At 68.0% G+C, this 15,226-nt stretch carries 15 protein-coding genes and 1 riboswitch; all 15 genes read right to left on the bottom strand.

The window, feature by feature from the left end; genetic code table 11:
* Window positions 1-27: 27 nt before the first annotated feature.
* The 15 genes from ITJ61_RS19405 to ITJ61_RS19335 all read right to left on the bottom strand — a co-directional run bounded on the left by ITJ61_RS19405 (window position 28) and on the right by ITJ61_RS19335 (window position 15,218).
* A complete protein-coding gene (locus ITJ61_RS19405) occupies window positions 28-1,467 on the bottom strand; it encodes a glycoside hydrolase family 32 protein (protein WP_228497241.1) in 1,440 nt (479 codons plus the stop codon).
* Window positions 1,467-2,444, bottom strand: coding sequence for a LacI family DNA-binding transcriptional regulator (locus tag ITJ61_RS19400; protein ID WP_323744416.1), 978 nt, complete (start codon window positions 2,442-2,444; stop codon window positions 1,467-1,469). Before ITJ61_RS19400 ends, ITJ61_RS19405 begins: the two co-directional genes overlap by 1 nt.
* Window positions 2,445-2,482: 38 nt before the next feature.
* On the bottom strand, window positions 2,483-3,409 hold the full coding sequence (locus tag ITJ61_RS19395) for a carbohydrate ABC transporter permease (protein WP_104299792.1): 927 nt from the start codon (window positions 3,407-3,409) through the stop codon (window positions 2,483-2,485).
* Entirely contained in the window at window positions 3,406-4,287 is an 882-nt protein-coding gene (locus ITJ61_RS19390) for a carbohydrate ABC transporter permease (protein ID WP_104243292.1), read from the bottom strand. The genes ITJ61_RS19395 and ITJ61_RS19390 overlap by 4 nt, the downstream gene beginning before the upstream one ends.
* A 61-nt stretch (window positions 4,288-4,348) precedes the next feature.
* A complete protein-coding gene (locus ITJ61_RS19385; protein WP_194687177.1) occupies window positions 4,349-5,686 on the bottom strand; it encodes an ABC transporter substrate-binding protein in 1,338 nt (445 codons plus the stop codon).
* A gap of 41 nt (window positions 5,687-5,727) precedes the next feature.
* Window positions 5,728-7,209, bottom strand: coding sequence for a family 43 glycosylhydrolase (locus ITJ61_RS19380; RefSeq protein WP_104243295.1), 1,482 nt, complete (start codon window positions 7,207-7,209; stop codon window positions 5,728-5,730).
* Between the two features lie 170 nt (window positions 7,210-7,379).
* Window positions 7,380-8,018 (bottom strand): riboflavin synthase, encoded by a 639-nt coding sequence (locus tag ITJ61_RS19375; RefSeq protein WP_104243402.1) that lies wholly within the window; start codon window positions 8,016-8,018, stop codon window positions 7,380-7,382.
* A gap of 2 nt (window positions 8,019-8,020) precedes the next feature.
* A complete protein-coding gene (ribH, locus tag ITJ61_RS19370) occupies window positions 8,021-8,530 on the bottom strand; it encodes a 6,7-dimethyl-8-ribityllumazine synthase (RefSeq protein WP_194687176.1) in 510 nt (169 codons plus the stop codon).
* Window positions 8,527-9,222 carry a 3,4-dihydroxy-2-butanone-4-phosphate synthase gene (ribB, locus tag ITJ61_RS19365; protein ID WP_194687175.1) on the bottom strand — a complete coding sequence of 232 codons (696 nt, stop codon included), beginning with the start codon at window positions 9,220-9,222 and terminating at the stop codon, window positions 8,527-8,529. Before ribB ends, ribH begins: the two co-directional genes overlap by 4 nt.
* Window positions 9,219-10,325, bottom strand: a complete 1,107-nt coding sequence (gene ribD, locus ITJ61_RS19360; RefSeq protein WP_194687174.1) for a bifunctional diaminohydroxyphosphoribosylaminopyrimidine deaminase/5-amino-6-(5-phosphoribosylamino)uracil reductase RibD — start codon at window positions 10,323-10,325, stop codon at window positions 9,219-9,221. The genes ribB and ribD overlap by 4 nt, the downstream gene beginning before the upstream one ends.
* A 106-nt stretch (window positions 10,326-10,431) precedes the next feature.
* A riboswitch (FMN riboswitch) is annotated at window positions 10,432-10,556 on the bottom strand.
* Between the two features lie 85 nt (window positions 10,557-10,641).
* A complete protein-coding gene (locus tag ITJ61_RS19355; protein ID WP_104243303.1) occupies window positions 10,642-11,421 on the bottom strand; it encodes a PIG-L deacetylase family protein in 780 nt (259 codons plus the stop codon).
* A complete protein-coding gene (locus ITJ61_RS19350; RefSeq protein WP_194687173.1) occupies window positions 11,414-12,676 on the bottom strand; it encodes a glycosyltransferase in 1,263 nt (420 codons plus the stop codon). The genes ITJ61_RS19355 and ITJ61_RS19350 overlap by 8 nt, the downstream gene beginning before the upstream one ends.
* A gap of 95 nt (window positions 12,677-12,771) precedes the next feature.
* Window positions 12,772-13,953, bottom strand: a complete 1,182-nt coding sequence (locus tag ITJ61_RS19345; protein ID WP_323744414.1) for an MFS transporter — start codon at window positions 13,951-13,953, stop codon at window positions 12,772-12,774.
* Between the two features lie 318 nt (window positions 13,954-14,271).
* Window positions 14,272-14,832 carry a recombinase family protein gene (locus ITJ61_RS19340; protein WP_104305941.1) on the bottom strand — a complete coding sequence of 187 codons (561 nt, stop codon included), beginning with the start codon at window positions 14,830-14,832 and terminating at the stop codon, window positions 14,272-14,274.
* A gap of 212 nt (window positions 14,833-15,044) precedes the next feature.
* Window positions 15,045-15,218 (bottom strand): CsbD family protein, encoded by a 174-nt coding sequence (locus ITJ61_RS19335; RefSeq protein WP_104243312.1) that lies wholly within the window; start codon window positions 15,216-15,218, stop codon window positions 15,045-15,047.
* Window positions 15,219-15,226: the final 8 nt, after the last annotated feature.

The raw sequence follows: 15,226 nt of genomic DNA, 5'->3' as shown, positions 1-15,226 counted from the left end.
CCGCCCAACATCGGGATTCCGGGTTCCTCAGCCCTGGCCCGCACCCTCGAGCTCGCCAACGGCCACGGTGACAAGCGCAGCTTGCCCTGTCGTGAGCGAGGCGCTCACCGGACCCCCTCCGAGGAGAACGAGGTGCGATGCCACGTGCTGCCCATCGTTCGCGAACACCTCGAGAAGCGGCCCGTCGAGACAGATGAGGAGGCGCAGAGGCGCCGAGGCATCAAGGGGCATGCAGATCGAGGACGGGAAGTCCGGATGCACAGCCTCTGACGATCGCCCACCTCGAGCGATGATGAGCTCACCCGAGTCGACATCGTGCGCCATCTCGACGAAGTCATCCTCGCCGTGCAGCACAAGCTTCGCGTTGCCGGTACGACACGGTTCCCAAGCGAGGTCGATCACTGAGTGGGCGCCCATAGTCCACGAAGTGCTCTTAGCGGGGGCAAGCCCACTGACCTGGTCCGACCGCAACAGCGCCTCATCAAGCCCCAGCGGGCGCTGGACCAGCTGCGCATGTCCGCGCAGTTCGCGAAGCGAAAGCTCTCGAGGCAACGACATGGCTCCTCGCCAAGGCGCTGACGGGAACTGATCGGCGTATCGCCAGTTGCTCATCCAACCGAGCATGATCGGCCCGTCGCTCGGCGCATCGGCGAAGGTGACGCCGGCATAGAAATCGCGCCCGTGGTCGAGGCGGCGGAGCCCTGGGGCCTCCGCCGTGAACGTGTGCCCGTCGAAGTCACCGACGACGTAGCTCATCGACGACCCAGTCCTGTCGGGCTGGTCACCGACGGGATTGGTGCTCAGAGTCAGTACCCAGCGAGCACGTTCCGGGTCGCCGTCGAGCGGAAGCTGAACAAGATCCGGACACTCCCACACCACGCCGGTCGGCCCGATAGGCCCGAACGAACTCAGGTAGTCCCAGGTCTCCAGGTCGTCGGAGCGGTAGAACAGCACTTGCCGGTCCTCTGCTTCGACGGCGAGGAGCACCCATCGTTCTCGACCTTCGGCATCGGCGTACCTGATGACCTTCGGATCACGAAAGTTCGATGTGCCTCGATCGAGAATCGGGTTCTGCGGATTCTGCGTCCACGTCAACCCTCCGTCTGTGCTCGTGGCCTCGGACTGGGCTTGCTTGCCGTTGGAGTAGGCGCTCGTGTAGATCGCTCGCAGTCGGTTGTCATCGCTGCTGGGGTCGCGCACGATCGACCCTGAGTAGATCTGCTCGGTTGGGCTGTGACGAAGGGCAAGAGGATGCTCGGTCCAGGAGAGCAGATCGCTGCTGCTGGCGTGGCCCCAGCTCATGTTTCCCCAGTCGTTGCCTTCCGGGTTGCACTGGAAGTACACGTGCCAGAGGCCACCGTGGTGGATGAGCCCATTCGGGTCGTTCATCCAGTGACGCTCAGGGGCGAAGTGGACGATCGGGCGCGGCACGGTGGGGTCTGCTGCACGGCGAGAGCTGCCAGCCATCAGACGGAGCTCCGCGCGATCGGTGGGCAGTCGATGAGCTGCGGAGAATCCGGAGTGGAGCTCTCGAGTCCGAGCAGCAGCCGAACGCCTTGCGCTCCAAGCTCGTAGTGCGGGAGCGCAACCGTCGAGAGGGGCGGCCTGAGGTGGGCAGCGATCACGTCCTGATTGTCGAAGCCCATGACGGCGATGTCCTCGGGGATGCGCAGGCCACGTTCGCGGAGTCCGTCGTAGAGGCCCATCGCGACGCGGTCGTTGTGGCAGAACACTCCGGTGGCACCGGTTCTCAGCACGCCATCGGTACTCGCATAACCACCTTCCTGCTGCGGTGACGCGGGAAAGACCAGCGAGTCGTCGAATGGGACCCCGGAAGCCTCGAGCGCTGCCCGGTACCCCGCGAGGCGACCGGACTGGGCGGGCGATTCGGTCGTCGTGTTGATGAACGCGATGCGTTGATGCCCTGCTGCCAGCAGCGCTGCAGTTGCGGCTCGTCCGCCCTGGTACTCGTCGGGAACGACCGCGGGGTAGCCGCCATCGAGGTCGTAGCAGTTCACCAGCACGGTCTCGGTCTTCTCGAGGCCCTCCGGGGGCGTGATTCCTCGGTGATACCAGGTGGAGTAGAGGATGCCGTGCACCTGATGCTCCAGCATCATGGCGATCGCCTCACTCTCCGCCGCCGCGTTGCTCTCCGTGTTGGCGACGAGCAGGATGTAGCCGTGTTTCCATGCTTCGTCCTGGGCTCCGTGGATGATCTGGCCGGCGAACGGGGTCGTCGCGATGGCATCGGCGACCAGCCCGATGAAGCGAGACGTCCCCCGTGAGAGGGTTTTGGCCAGCGCATTCGGACGGTATCCGAGTTCAGCGACAACGTGCTGCACTCGGCGGCGCGCATCCTCGCCGATGCGCGCGCCCTTCTTGTTGTTGACGACATGGGAGACCGTGGCGACGGACACTCCCGCCGCCTTGGCAACCTCGCGCATGGTCACGGGGGGCCCGTTCTTAGGGTGCTCGGACAAGTTCATCCCTTGGTCGCTCCACTCTCAAGGCCGCTGATCATGGCCTTGTTCAGCACAAGGAAGACGAGAAGCAGCGGCGTCACGGTGACGCAGACGGCAGCGAACGTTGCCGTCCAGTCGGTGTTGCCCATCGCGCCAATATAGTTCTGCAGTCCGAGTGGGATCGTCTTGAGCCCATCCGACAGCACGAAGGTGTTCGCGAAGATGAAGTCGTTCCAGATGAAGATGCTGTTGACGAGGACAACCGTGATGATCGTGTTCACGGAAAGCGGGAACGTGATCTGGGTGAAGATACGGTACGGTCCCGCCCCGTCGAGGGATGCGGCCTCGTACATCTCGCGCGGAATGTACTCGTAGAACGAGGAGAACAGGTAGACCGCCATCGGCATCGCGAATGCGGCGAGAGGGATGATCATCGACAGGTGCGTGTCGAGCAGCCCGATCTGCGAGTAGTCGATGAACAGCGGCACAAGCGCAATCTGCACGGGCACGATGATGCCCAGCAGGAAGAGCCCTCGAACAAGTCCGCTGAGTCGGAACCCGAGCACCTGGAGAGCGAACGCAGCCATCATTCCCGCGATCACGATGAGCGCACTCGAACCGAGCGTGACGATGAAGCTATTCGCGATGTTGAGCCAGAGGTTGCCGGTGGCGAACGCTCGCGAGTAGTTCTCGAGCGTGAACTCCGCCGGAAGCGCGAAGGGATTTCCGCCGGCGAAATCCGCAGCCGTGCGGAAGCTCGTGACGAAGAGCCACGCCAGGGGATACACCTGCGCCAGCACGATAAGCACGACGGTCACGGTGAGGAGCGTTCGCTGGACCCGCACTCGCGGCGGTCGGGGTGAACGCGAGCGACGCGGCCCTGGTATTGGCGCTGGCTGGGGTTCCACTGGCGACGTGGCGGGGGTGAGAACACGTGTCGCGGTCATGAGGCGTCCCTTCTACGGAGAAGCAGGAAGATGAGACCAACAGCGACGAGGCACTCGACAACGATGAACACGGAGATCGCACTGGCGTAGCCGTAGTCGGTGTGCACGAAAGCTGTCTTGTACATGTAGGTGGTCAGGAGCTCCGACGACTGTCCTGGCCCACCGTTGGTCAGGAGGTACGGGATATCGAAACCACGCAGCGCGAAGGTGGTCGCCATGATCGTGGTTGTGATCCAGACGGGCCGAATGTAGGGGAATCGGATTCGCCAGAAGACCTGCCACCAGGACGCTCCATCGAGACGAGCAGCCTCTTCGAGCTCTTTCGGAACCGCGATGAGCGCTGCATAGATGATGAGCATGTACAGGCCCGTGAACCTCCACCCCTCTGGAATCGAGACCGCAAGAAGCACTGTCTGCACGTTGGAAAGCCAGGCAGTCTGCCATGCCCCGAGACCAAACCATTCGAGGAGCTGGTTGATCAGACCGATTGGCTCCAGCGAGTAGATGCGCTGGAAGAGGAACGCGATCGCCACCGTTGAGATGACGGCAGGCAGGAGGTAGAGCGTCTTCACGAGCTCCCGTGCTCTCGGCATCGCAGTGAGAAGCCCCGCGACCGCGAGTGCGCCGCCGAGCTGCAGCACAAGACAGATGACCAGATACCCGAGGGCGTTCACGAACGACGTCCAGAAGACATCATCGCGCGTGAACATCTTCACGTAGTTGTCGAGACCCACGAAGACCATGTTCGTGATGCCGTCCCAGCGGTAGAAGCTCAGGATCAGTGACTGCACGATCGGCAGCAGGACCGCAGCACTGTAGAGGAGCAGCGGCGGGAGGAGGAAGACCAGCACCGAGAGACGAGATCGGAGTGGGAGCATCGAGGCGAACGGCTTCTTCTGACGACGCGGGCGAGGACCGTGATTCTCTGCGGGGGCTGCGTTACTCAACGCGGTTCTCCGAGATCGCGGCGTCCATGGTCTCCACGAACTGGTCCGGAGTGATGTCCCCCTGCACCAGCAAGGTCAACTCCTGCTGAAGCCGCGTGTTGGTGGCTGGGTCGAGCTGGGTGTCCCACGGCATGGCGATCGCGCCTCCGGTGTCGTCGGCCTGGGAGACTGCCTGCTCATAGAGCGGGGTGGCGCCTCCCGGGATAACCGTCTCTGCGGAGACCGTCGGGGAGATCGCACCTGTCGCGGCGTAGAGCGTCGGGTATCGCTCGAGTGCGAACGCGAGGAAGTCGCGAACCAGTGGGTCATAGGTCTTGGTGTTCACGGCCATCCCGATTCCCGATGGCGTGACGTACTCGTTGTCGGCGGTGACGGCTCCGTCGATGGTGGGGAGAGTGAAGTAGTCGACGTCGTCCCGCACGCCGGAATCCAGCGATTCGGTGGCCAGGTTGCCGAGCTCCCAGGTGCCGGTGTTGTAGATGGCCGCTTTACCCGAGGTGAACAATGCTTGCGCATCCGCGTACCCCGTGGACGAGAAGCCTTCCTGGAAGCAGCCGGCCTGCCCAAGCGAGGAGAGCCATTCTGCAGCTGCGCGTCCCGCCGGGTCAGAGAAATTCGCGTCTCCGTTCTTCAGGTCCTGGATGTATTCGGGACCAACCATGCGGAACGGGTAGTAGGCCATGTAGCGTTCAAGCGGCCATTGGTCCTGTCCGTTGAGGGCGATCGGGGTGATCCCTGCCGCCCGCAGACCCTCGCACACCTTTGGGAAGTCATCGAGCGTCGCGGGCAGCTGCACACCTGCTTGGTCGAGAAGAGCCTGGTTGTACCAGAAGAACTCGAGCTGGAACTCGAACGGCACCATGCGGAGCGTCCCGTCATCGAACCGTTGGTAGTTGAGCGCCGTCTCGCGGTAGTCGTCGGCAAGCCCGAGATCTTCCAGGAGCGCATCGATATCGAGCATCCGCCCCTGACCGGCGAGCTTCTGGGCGAACGGAGTCGCGTCCGTGTCGAAGAGCTCAGGAAGCTGGTTGGCCGCGGCCAGCGTCTCGTACTTTTGAATGTAGGAAGGACGATCGGGGGTCGTGATGAGGTTGAGCGCAAAGCCGGGATGTTCAGCGGCGTACTCTTCGGCGATCTGCTGCATTGCCGTGATTACACCCCCGTCAGCCGGCCTGGACAGGAGCCACGAGATCTCCCTGGGGACGATCTCACCCTCCGGATTTACGTTGCTCGGGTCGACGCTCTGAGCGCCACCGGCGCAGGCCGTGAGTGCAAGCGCCGCGGCCGCGACGGTCGCGACGATGGCGGTCTTCCTGGATGTTCTGAACATGATCGAGATCTCCGTTGATTGATCGGGACAGTGGATGAAGGTCAGCTCGCCGTAGTGACGAGGTGCTGATGGCGCGGGGAAGGCGAATGGGGCGCTGAGTCGCGGCTCTGGATGATGAAGCTGTCGACGGTGACGGTGCCCTCAGCGACGAAGACGCCCAGACGGCCGGCGGGCAGGTCGTAGAGCCGAGTGCTCAGGACCACGGCATTGTCGACGGTCGCGACGCAGAGTTCACCGTCGAGGATGACCTCGATCTCGTGCACGCCCGCGTCGAGGGAGCAGGGTCGTTCGAGTTCCACGATGTGGGGAACATCCCCGGAGATGTGCCACTGCTCGGTGCCGGTCGATGCCCGCGGCCAGCGATCGAAGACGAGGCGATTCCTCTTCGGTTCGAGGCGCAGTCGGTATCCCGTGTCGCCGTCTGCGCTTGCCCGCAGCAGGACGCCGCATTCAGTGGTGTCCTGCGTGATGTCGAATCGCGCGCGCACGCGGGCAGAGCTCGGCGCGTCTCGGTCGGTCAGCACCTCGGCGTAGCCGTCCGACGCGGCAAGCACCGTCCCTGGTGTGATGCCGCCTGAACCGGCAAGCGTGTCGAACGTCTCTCGGAGCTCGGCCGCCGGATGGAACGCGAGTGTCCCATCGGACGCTTGTTCCGCTTCGAGCACGGACAGGGTGCCCGCCCACTGCCAGGGGCCGTCGTCGCGTGACCCCTCCCGCGTTGCGATCCAACCGAAGAAGAAGCGTCGGCCTTCTCGTTCTGCAGATTTCGCCGCGTAGTAGGCCCGCCCGTCAAGGGTGTCATGTTCCGGGACCTGCCAGGGACCTTCGAGGCTGCGCGACATCCGGTAGCGGGTGGCGAAAGCATCGCTGAACTCCGAGTACACGAGGTACCACCAGTCGCCCCACTGAAACACCTCTGGGCACTCGTGCGCGACGTACTGCCGCGGGTCCCAGAACGGCGCAGCAGCATGCCAAGTCGTGAGGTCCTTCGAGGTGCACTGCGCGATGACACCGCGGCGTCGATCGGGACCGTGCTCGTGGCGAGCAGTGATGAGCATCCGCCAGAGCTGCTGATCGGCATCCCACAACACGAACGGATCGCGCCAGTCACCGGTTTCGTAGCCGGGTGTAGCGCCGAATGTGTGTGCGGGGTGACGCTCCCAGGTGCGCATACCGTCCGAGCTTGTTGCGTGCATGACCACCTGAAGCGCCCGACCATCCTGGCCGGTGATGGCTGGGTTCTGCCCCGTGTAGAACAGGTGGTGGTGGCCGTTCTGGTCGAGCACGACGCTGCCCGTGTAGACGTTGAAGTCGGCGGCCTCTGGACCACCCGATGCGAGCGCGACCCCGGTCTCGGAGAAGTCGACGACGTTGTCCGACTCGATGCGGTGCCAGGGCATGCCAGCCTTCGGGGCTTCACGGGTCTCGTGGAGGTAGAAGAGGTGGAAGCGTCCACCTTCCTGCCACGGGATCACGTCGCCTACCCAAGCTCCGTCTGGCTTGTAGAACCCTCGTTGGTCCATGTCACCTCATTGTTCGTGGTTAATCGGTTACGCAGACTATAACCACACGTCGCGGCCTTGATCAAGCGGTTAATCAAGATCGAGGTGGTCCGCTGAGATTCGCTGAGCTGCATGGTGCCGGTTTCCCGCCGGGCAGACGGAGCGAAGAGCTCGCCCCGCCTGCCCCTCGCTCACGCCTGGTGACTCGCGAGCCGCGCCACGTGGCGCGCGAGAATGTCGGTCTCGACGTTCACCCGGTCCCCGACGCCAAGGTCGCCGAGGGTCGTCGCGGCGAGCGTCTCGGGGATGAGCGACACCTCGAACCAGGGCGAGCCATCTGCGCCGGCTCGCCCGACGCCGTTGACGGCACTGACCGCGCTGACCGCGCTGACCGTCAGCGAGACACCCGACACGGCGACCGATCCCTTGTCGACGAGCAGCCTCGCGTGCGCTGGGTCGATGGCGAAGCGGATGCGCCGCCACGCGTCGAAGCGCTCCACCTCCAGCACCTCGCTGGTCGTGTCGATGTGCCCCTGCACGATGTGGCCACCGAGGCGATCCCCGAGGCGCATGGCGCGTTCGAGGTTCACCGGATCGCCCTCGGCCCGGTCGCCGAGCGCGGAGGCGCGCAGCGTCTCCCCCATGACGTCCGCGGTGAAGCCGTCGTGGAGCAGCTCGGCGACGGTGAGGCAGACGCCGTCGACCGAGATGGAGTCGCCGATCCTCGCGTCGCTGACGCTGAGAGGGGCGCGCAGCGTGAGGCGCGCGTCCGTGTCATGCCGTTCGATGCTCGAGATCCGACCGAGCTCTTCGATGATGCCCGTGAACACGATCAGCCCCGTCCGCTCGTGGGCAGGCCTGCCGGCTGGCTCGCGGGCCATTCCCGGAGCGCGCTCGCGGTGGCGATGGCGGCGAGTGCCGCATCCGCCCCCTTGTCCTCGAAGCTCCCCGGCAGGCCGATGCGGGCCTGCACCTGGGCTTCGTCGTCGCACGTGAGCACCCCGAAGCCGACCGGGATGCCCGTGCGCACGGCCACGTCGGTGAGGCCGTTGGTCGCGGCCGTGCACACGTAGTCGAAGTGCGGGGTGCCGCCACGGATGACCACGCCGAGCGCGACGATCGCGTCCGGCCTGCTCATGGCGATGCGGCTCGCCGCGACGGGCAGCTCGAACGAGCCGGGAACCCGCACGACCTGGATGTCGGTGACGCCGGCATCGGCGAGTGCGCGCTGGGCGCCGTCGAGCAGCGCGTCCATCGCCGTCTCGTGCCACTCGGCCGCGACGACGACGACTCGCATGCCGCGCCCGTCTGCCTGCACTGTCGGTGCTCCGTGTCCGCTCATCGTCGTTCTCCTCTTCCGTGCGCCTGGGCGGCGCGCTGCTGGCTGTGGTCCTGAGGTTCTTCCTGCGTGGGCATTGCGGGGAAGCCCGGATGCTCCCTGCGGTGGCGCACGAGGTCATCGACGTGCAGCAGCACCAGGTCGGTGGCTGCCGCGAGCTCGAGCGCCTCGCCGAACGACAGCATCTCGCCGTCGTCCCGCACGAGCTCGGCGATGACGCCCACCTCGCCGGTGCCAGCGAGGCGCACCAGGTCGACGGCCGCCTCGGTGTGCCCCGGGCGCTCGAGCACGCCGCCATCCACGGCGCGCAGGGGCAGCACGTGGCCCGGCCGGATGAGATCGCTCGCGCGCGCATCCGCTGCGGCGAGGGCGCGGACGGTCGTTGCCCGGTCGGTTGCCGAGATGCCCGTCGTCACCCCCTCGGCCGCGTCGACCGTGACCGTGTAGGCGGTGCCGCGCGCGTCCTCGCTGCGCTCCACCATGATGGGCAGGCTGAGCCGGTCGGCGAGCGCCGCCGGGAGGGGCGCGCAGAGGAGCCCGGAGGAATGGCGGATGATCCAGCCCATCCACTCGGGGGTGGCGGTGTTCGCCGCGAGGATCGCGTCGACCTCGTTCTCGCGTGAGGAGGCGTCGGCGACGAGCACGGGGCGTCCCGCCCGCAGCGCCTCGAGTGCCCGGAGCAGTTCAGCGTTCATGCTGCGACTCCCACGGGTGCAGCGCCGGGGACGTGAACGGCGGGTGATTCGGGGCCCCGGACGAGCCGGATGAGCGTGTCGACGCCCAGCGGATGCACGGAGTCGGTGGTCCACCTGTTCGCGTCCCGGAGGCTCCCGATGTCGAGCGACGCGACGGAGCTCGCCCCGTCGCCCAGCAGGATGGGCGCGACGTAGGCGTCGATCTCGTCGACGAGTCCGGCGCGCAGGAAGGCCGCCGCGATGGTCGGGCCGCCTTCGACGATGACGTGGCGGACGCCCCTCGCGTGCAGGGCCTCGAGGGCGTCGACCGGGTCGTGCGTGCGGAGGTGCACGAACAGCTCCGGCTCCGCGCGCACGGCGGCGCCCTCCTCGACCTCGCGCAGCCCCATCACGACGCGCAGGGGCTGAGACGCGTCAGTCGCGGCGATTCCCCGCACCGACAGCGATGGGTCGTCGGCGCGCTGCGTTCCGGTGCCGACGAGGATCGCGCAGGCCTCGGCCCGCCGACCGTGCGCGTGCGCCCTGGCGGCCTCGGAGGTGATCCACTGGCTCGACCCGTCGGCGGCGGCGACCCTCCCGTCGAGCGTGGATGCGAGCTTGAGCGTCACGAACGGCCGCCGCTCGGTGACATTGACGAGCCAGACCCGCAGGAGCGACTCGGCCTCGACCTGCCGGGTGCCCATCGACACGCTCACCCCGTGCGCGCGAAGGCGCGCCGCTCCCCCGGATGCGATCGGGTTCGGGTCCGCGACCGCGTAGACGACCTCCGCGACATCTGCGTGCAGGAGGGCGTCGGCGCACGACGGCGTCCTGCCGCTGTGGGCGCAGGGCTCGAGGGTCACGACGGCGGTCGCACCCCGCACATCCGCCCCGGCTGCGCGCGCGGCGTCGAGCGCGGCGGCCTCCGCGTGCGGCGTGCCCGCTCCGCGGTGGTGGCCGCTTCCCAGGATGCGGCGCGGGCCGCCCGCGCCGGAGGGCGGCGCGAGCAAGACGCACCCGACCTGTGGGTTCGGATCTCGGGCTGGCCCTCGGGCCGCCAGGGAGAGCGCCAATTGCATGGCGGCGTCGACAGTGTCGACGCGTGTGGGTTCTTGGATCGGCATGGCCGGACCTCCGCGTTTCGCGTACCACGGGGCCATGTCCCGGTGCCGGCGCAGCCGGAGAGTCCGGCAGCCGACGCCTCGGAGGCCCTCGCCGAAACGAGCGCCTCCCATGCACCTACCATCCGGACTTTAACCGTCGGTCCCGGAATTCCACCAGGTCAACCGCTCGCGGACGAGCGGGTCGCGGACTCTCACCGCCGGTTCGGACTTTCACCGACCCCGGAGCATGTTGCACGGCGAGCATAAGCCCGCAAGCTTGGTGTGTGACGTCGTGGGACAGCTCATGCCCGGGTGGGTGCCCGCGCGGACGGCCTCGCTACGCCACCACTTCGCGCAGACCGATCGCGAGGTGCACGTCCTGCCGCTGCCCGCCCGAGTGCACGAGCGACGCGCCCTCGTCGTCGACCGTGAGCTGGGTGCGGTGGCTGCGGAGGGCGGCGAGGACCGCGGCCCGGTGCTGCTCGAGGTCGAACCACTCGAGGTCGCCGATCTCGGCCGCGAGGGCACGCTCGCTCTGCTCGACGAGCTCCGCGAATCGCACACCGGCTGCCCGCGATGCGGCGAGGCTCGCTTCCCGCGCCCGAACATGGTCGGGGTGCCCGTACCCGCCGGTCGCGTCGTAGCTGATGACGAGGTCCGGCCCGTCATGGGCGATCGCGGCGGCGAGATCAGCGGTGACCTCCTCGAGCGGGGCGACGCTCAGCGACCGCAGGTCAGTCTCGTCGGCGGGGCCCGCGAGGCCCGGCCGCAGCCAGCGCATCCCCGAATCACGGTAGTCGCGGGGTGCGAGGCCCTCGGCGCGTGCGGGGGCGGTGCCGAGCCAGCGGTGCTCGTCGATGCCGAGGGCGTCGAGCGAGCCGCGCAGCTCCCGCTCCCGCACGGCCGCGAGCTCCCCGACGGAGGTGGCATCTGGCAGCGCGCCGTCGACGATCTCGCCGAGCTCGCCGCGCGTGCACGTCACGAGCGTGACTCGTGCGCCGCGTTCGTGGAGCTCGCGGAGCAGGGCGCCGCCGGCAAGCACCTCGTCGTCGGGATGCGCGTGCACGACCAGCGCGTGGCGCACAGAGTCGAGCAGGCTGTGGCCGGCCTCAGGCACGCGCGGAACCCGGCCGGGCCTGTGCGACGAGGTCGCGGAACACCGAGAAGAGGCCTTCCGCGCTGAGGTCCCACGAGTGGGTGAGCGCGTGCTCGCGTGCGGCGCGGCTCATGCGCTCGGCGACCTCGGACTGTCGGAGGATGCCCGCGATGGCGGCCGCCCAGTCGGCGGGGTCGCGCGTCTCGAGCAGGATGCCGGTGACGCCGTCGACGACAGCCTCGCGGAGTCCGCCGGCTGCGGAGGCGACGACGGGCACGCCGGATGCCGCGGCCTCGAGCGCGACGAGACCGTACGTCTCGGAGTGGGAGGGGATCAGCACGAGGTCCACGAGGCGCAGCTGGGCTGCGAGCGCGTGCCGGCTGAGCGAGCCGATGTACTGCACATGGTCGGCGAGCCCGTGCTGCTCGACGGTGTCGTGCAGGCGAGCCTCGTATTCGCGGCCGTCGGCATCCGGCGGTGCGGCGCCCACGAGCACGTAGTCGGGGCGGACGTCGGCGTCGACCTCGGCGATCGCGTCGAGGGCCAGGTCGAAGCCCTTGAGCGGATGCAGGCGCCCGGCAGACAGGGCACGCCTGGGTCGCTGCTCGTGCGCAGCCAGCTCGGCCCGCGCATCCCAGGCGGGGAAGAAGAGGTCGGCGTCGACGCCAGGCGGCACGATGTGCGTGATCGCGGGGTCGCCGCCGAGCCTCGAGAGGACGGTGTCGCGTTCGGCCCTGCTGACGACGACGATCGCGTCGACGGACTTCGCGAGCATCGCCTCGCCGGCGAGCCGTCCAGGCGATTCGGCGCGTTCCCCGTCGGCGAGCGGCGTGGAGCTGTCCGCGGCGATGGAGTGGAAGCTCTGCGCGATCGGGATCCCGAGCTCGCGGGCGACGGGCAGGGCGGCGACGCCCGAGAACCAGTGCTGGGCGTGCAGCACATCGACGGGCAGTTCTCCGAGGAGCGTGGCGAGCGCATCCTGGAATTCGCGGATGACGTGCTCGTGCTCCCCCTTCGCGATGAGGCGGGCCGGCCCGGCGTCGAGGTTGTGGAGGCGCAGGTTCTCGCCGAGCTGCACGGTGGGTGCGGAGTCTGGGTCGCTGCGTCGCGTGATGAGCTCGACCTGGTGGCCGCGGGCGGCGAGCGCCTCGGCCTGGGCGAGCACGACGACGTTCATGCCACCTGCATCCTTGGTGCCCGGCTCGTCGAGCGGGGAGGTGTGGAGCACGACAAACGCGATACGGAGTGGGCGCTCATCGGAGAGGACGTCAGGCATGCCTCCGACCGTAGGCCCCGCGGCCCCACTTTTCCATTCGGGATGCCCTCGGTTACGCACCGGGGTGGCGTCCGGCCGTTCCGATGGGGCCGCCGTCATCCGTCAGCCCGTCGCCGAGATCTGCGGTCGTGCAGGGCCAGCGGTGCGCAGATGAGGATGAGCGTGCAGATTGCGGAGATCGCGAGGGCGGGGCCCGGGCCGACGCGGTCGGTGAGCGCCCCGAATGCTGCTGCGCCGAGCGCTGCGCCGAGGTTGACGGCGGTGTTGATCCAGCTGCTCGCCTCGGTTCGCGCTCGCGGGTCGGTGCGAGCGTCCGCGGCGAGGTAGCCGACGATGAGGGTCGGCGCCAGGAAGAGGCCGCTGAGGGCGAAGCCGACGATCGCGACGCCGACGCCCCCGAGGAGCCCGGTCGCAGTGATGATCGCAAGAAGGGCCAGGGTGAGCGCGAGCAGCTGACGCTCCGGCTTCGCGCGGAGGTCCCATCGGCCGTAGAGCAAGCCGCCGATCGCGCTGGTGCCCGCGAACACCGCGAGCAGCGCACCTGCCAGTACCGTGCTGGATGCGGCGGCGGCCACTGCGGGGGCTGCGACTTCGACGCAGCCGAGCATCACTCCCGGGGCCGTCATCGCCAGCACGATGGGCAGGAAGCCCTTGGAGCGCATCGGACGCAGCGCCGGCCGGGCGCCGGGGACCTCCACCTGACGTGATCCGCGCTGCGCTCGTGACCGTGGGCTCGTCACTAAGAGTGCCGTCCCGAGGGCGACGCAGCCTGCCGAGACGACCAGCGACGAGAGCGGATCTGCGACGACGGCGAGGACGGCAGCCGCCAAGGGGCCGACGGCGAACGTCGCCTCCTCTGCGACGGCGTCGAGACTGAATCCGCGAGTGCGCTGGGGGCCAGCCGGGAGCGCTGCGGCCCAGAGCACGCGCATGACCGCGCCGAATGGCGGGGCGCTCACCCCGGCGAGCGCGCTGAGGAGCAGGAGTGTCGGCAGGCCTGCGCTCGACGACAGCCCGACGGCGAGCAGGGACGCGGCGTGGACGAGCCCGAGGGACGTCACCACGAGACGCTGTCCGTGTCGATCGATGAGTCGCGCGCGCCATGGTGTCGCGACGACGTTGGCGACGCCGAGCGTCGCGGTTGCGATGCCGGCCACCGCGAACGAGCCCGTCGACTGTTCCAGGAGGAGGATCAGCGCGAGCCCGGAGGTTGCCAGCGAGAGGCGGCCGATGATGCTGGCGAGGAAGGAGCGTGTGAGGTGCGGCGTTCGCAGCACGGAAGCGTATGAGGGTCGTTCAGGGGACAACGGAGACTCCGATGAGATCTCGCTCAGCACTCATCCCCAGAGATGAGCGAAGCGGCCTGCGTCAGGGAAGCACGCGGAAGAAGGCGCGCTGAAACCCACCCGGGTCGGTGCTGGGAACTGCGAGGGGCGGGTCGCAGGACCGTCAGGCGAAGGCGACGATGAAGCCGATCATCCACGCAGACTACCCACCCTGTCGACGCGACGCGGTGGTCGCTCATCGGCATCGCGACCGCGGTCCCAGCCCCATCGCTGCGACGTCGCCCTGCTCGATGGCACGGCGACGTTGGGTCAGAGTCGCTTGATCGGGACGGTGAGGCCGTGCAGGGCAGGCGGGTGCGTTCCGCCCGCGACCTCCGGCAGTTCTTGTCCGCCTGCCTGGGCGGGGCCGTCGGTGCGCTTCCGGGAGCTGCCGCCGTCGTCGACTCGGGACGCTCGTCGCCGGCTGACCGAGTCCAGGACTCGCTCACGCGTGAGCTCCGACTCCATCCGCTCGAGCCCCGCCATGACCGTGAACATCATCGACCCCGTGGGCGTCGACGTGTCCACCTCTGCCCCGTCGAGGTCGAGCACCCGCAGCGAGACGCCCTCCGCGCGCAGCTCGGCAGCCAGCCGCAGCAGGTCACCGGTGGACCGCCCGAGCCGGTCGAGCGTCGGCACGACCAAGGTGTCTCCGCCGCTCAGCGCGCGCAGGGCGGCGTCGAGGGCCGAGGAGGTGTCGCGAGCGGTGGCCTCTGCACGGTCGACGTAGAGGTCGTCCGTTCGGACGCCGGCAGCTCGAAGGTCCGCCTCCTGCCGGTCGGCGCCCTGTTGTCGGGTCGAGACTCGGGCGTAGCCGATGAGTTTGGGCACGCTTCTCCTGTCGCGGAACCAACGTCGAAGACGCGACTTTACCGATCGACCCGAGACGCCGGGGCATGACGACGGCGAGCCATGAACTTCCACCGCCCTGGGGACTCGCCTGCGGCTCCACTCCCGAGCCCGTGACCGTCGTCTGCAGCCGCGGAAGCGAGAAGCGGCAGCCGCCCCGAAGGGACGGCTGCCGCTTCTCGCGCTGGTGAGCTCTACTTCTTGAAGGCGTCCTTGACGTCTTCGCCCGCCTGCTTCACGTTGGCCTTGGCCTGGTCGGCCTGGCCCTCTGCGACGAGCTTGTCGTTATCGGTGGCCTTGCCGAGGGCTTCCTTGGCCTTGCCGCCGAACTCTTCTGCTGCGTTCTTGATCTTGTCTCCTGCGCTCATGGCAGTTC

It is taken from the genome of Pseudoclavibacter sp. VKM Ac-2888 (genome assembly GCF_015351285.1).
Taxonomy (GTDB): domain Bacteria; phylum Actinomycetota; class Actinomycetes; order Actinomycetales; family Microbacteriaceae; genus Pseudoclavibacter.
The sequence above is the reverse complement of the archived record's forward strand: the minus strand, read 5'-3'. Positions and strand labels throughout refer to the sequence as shown.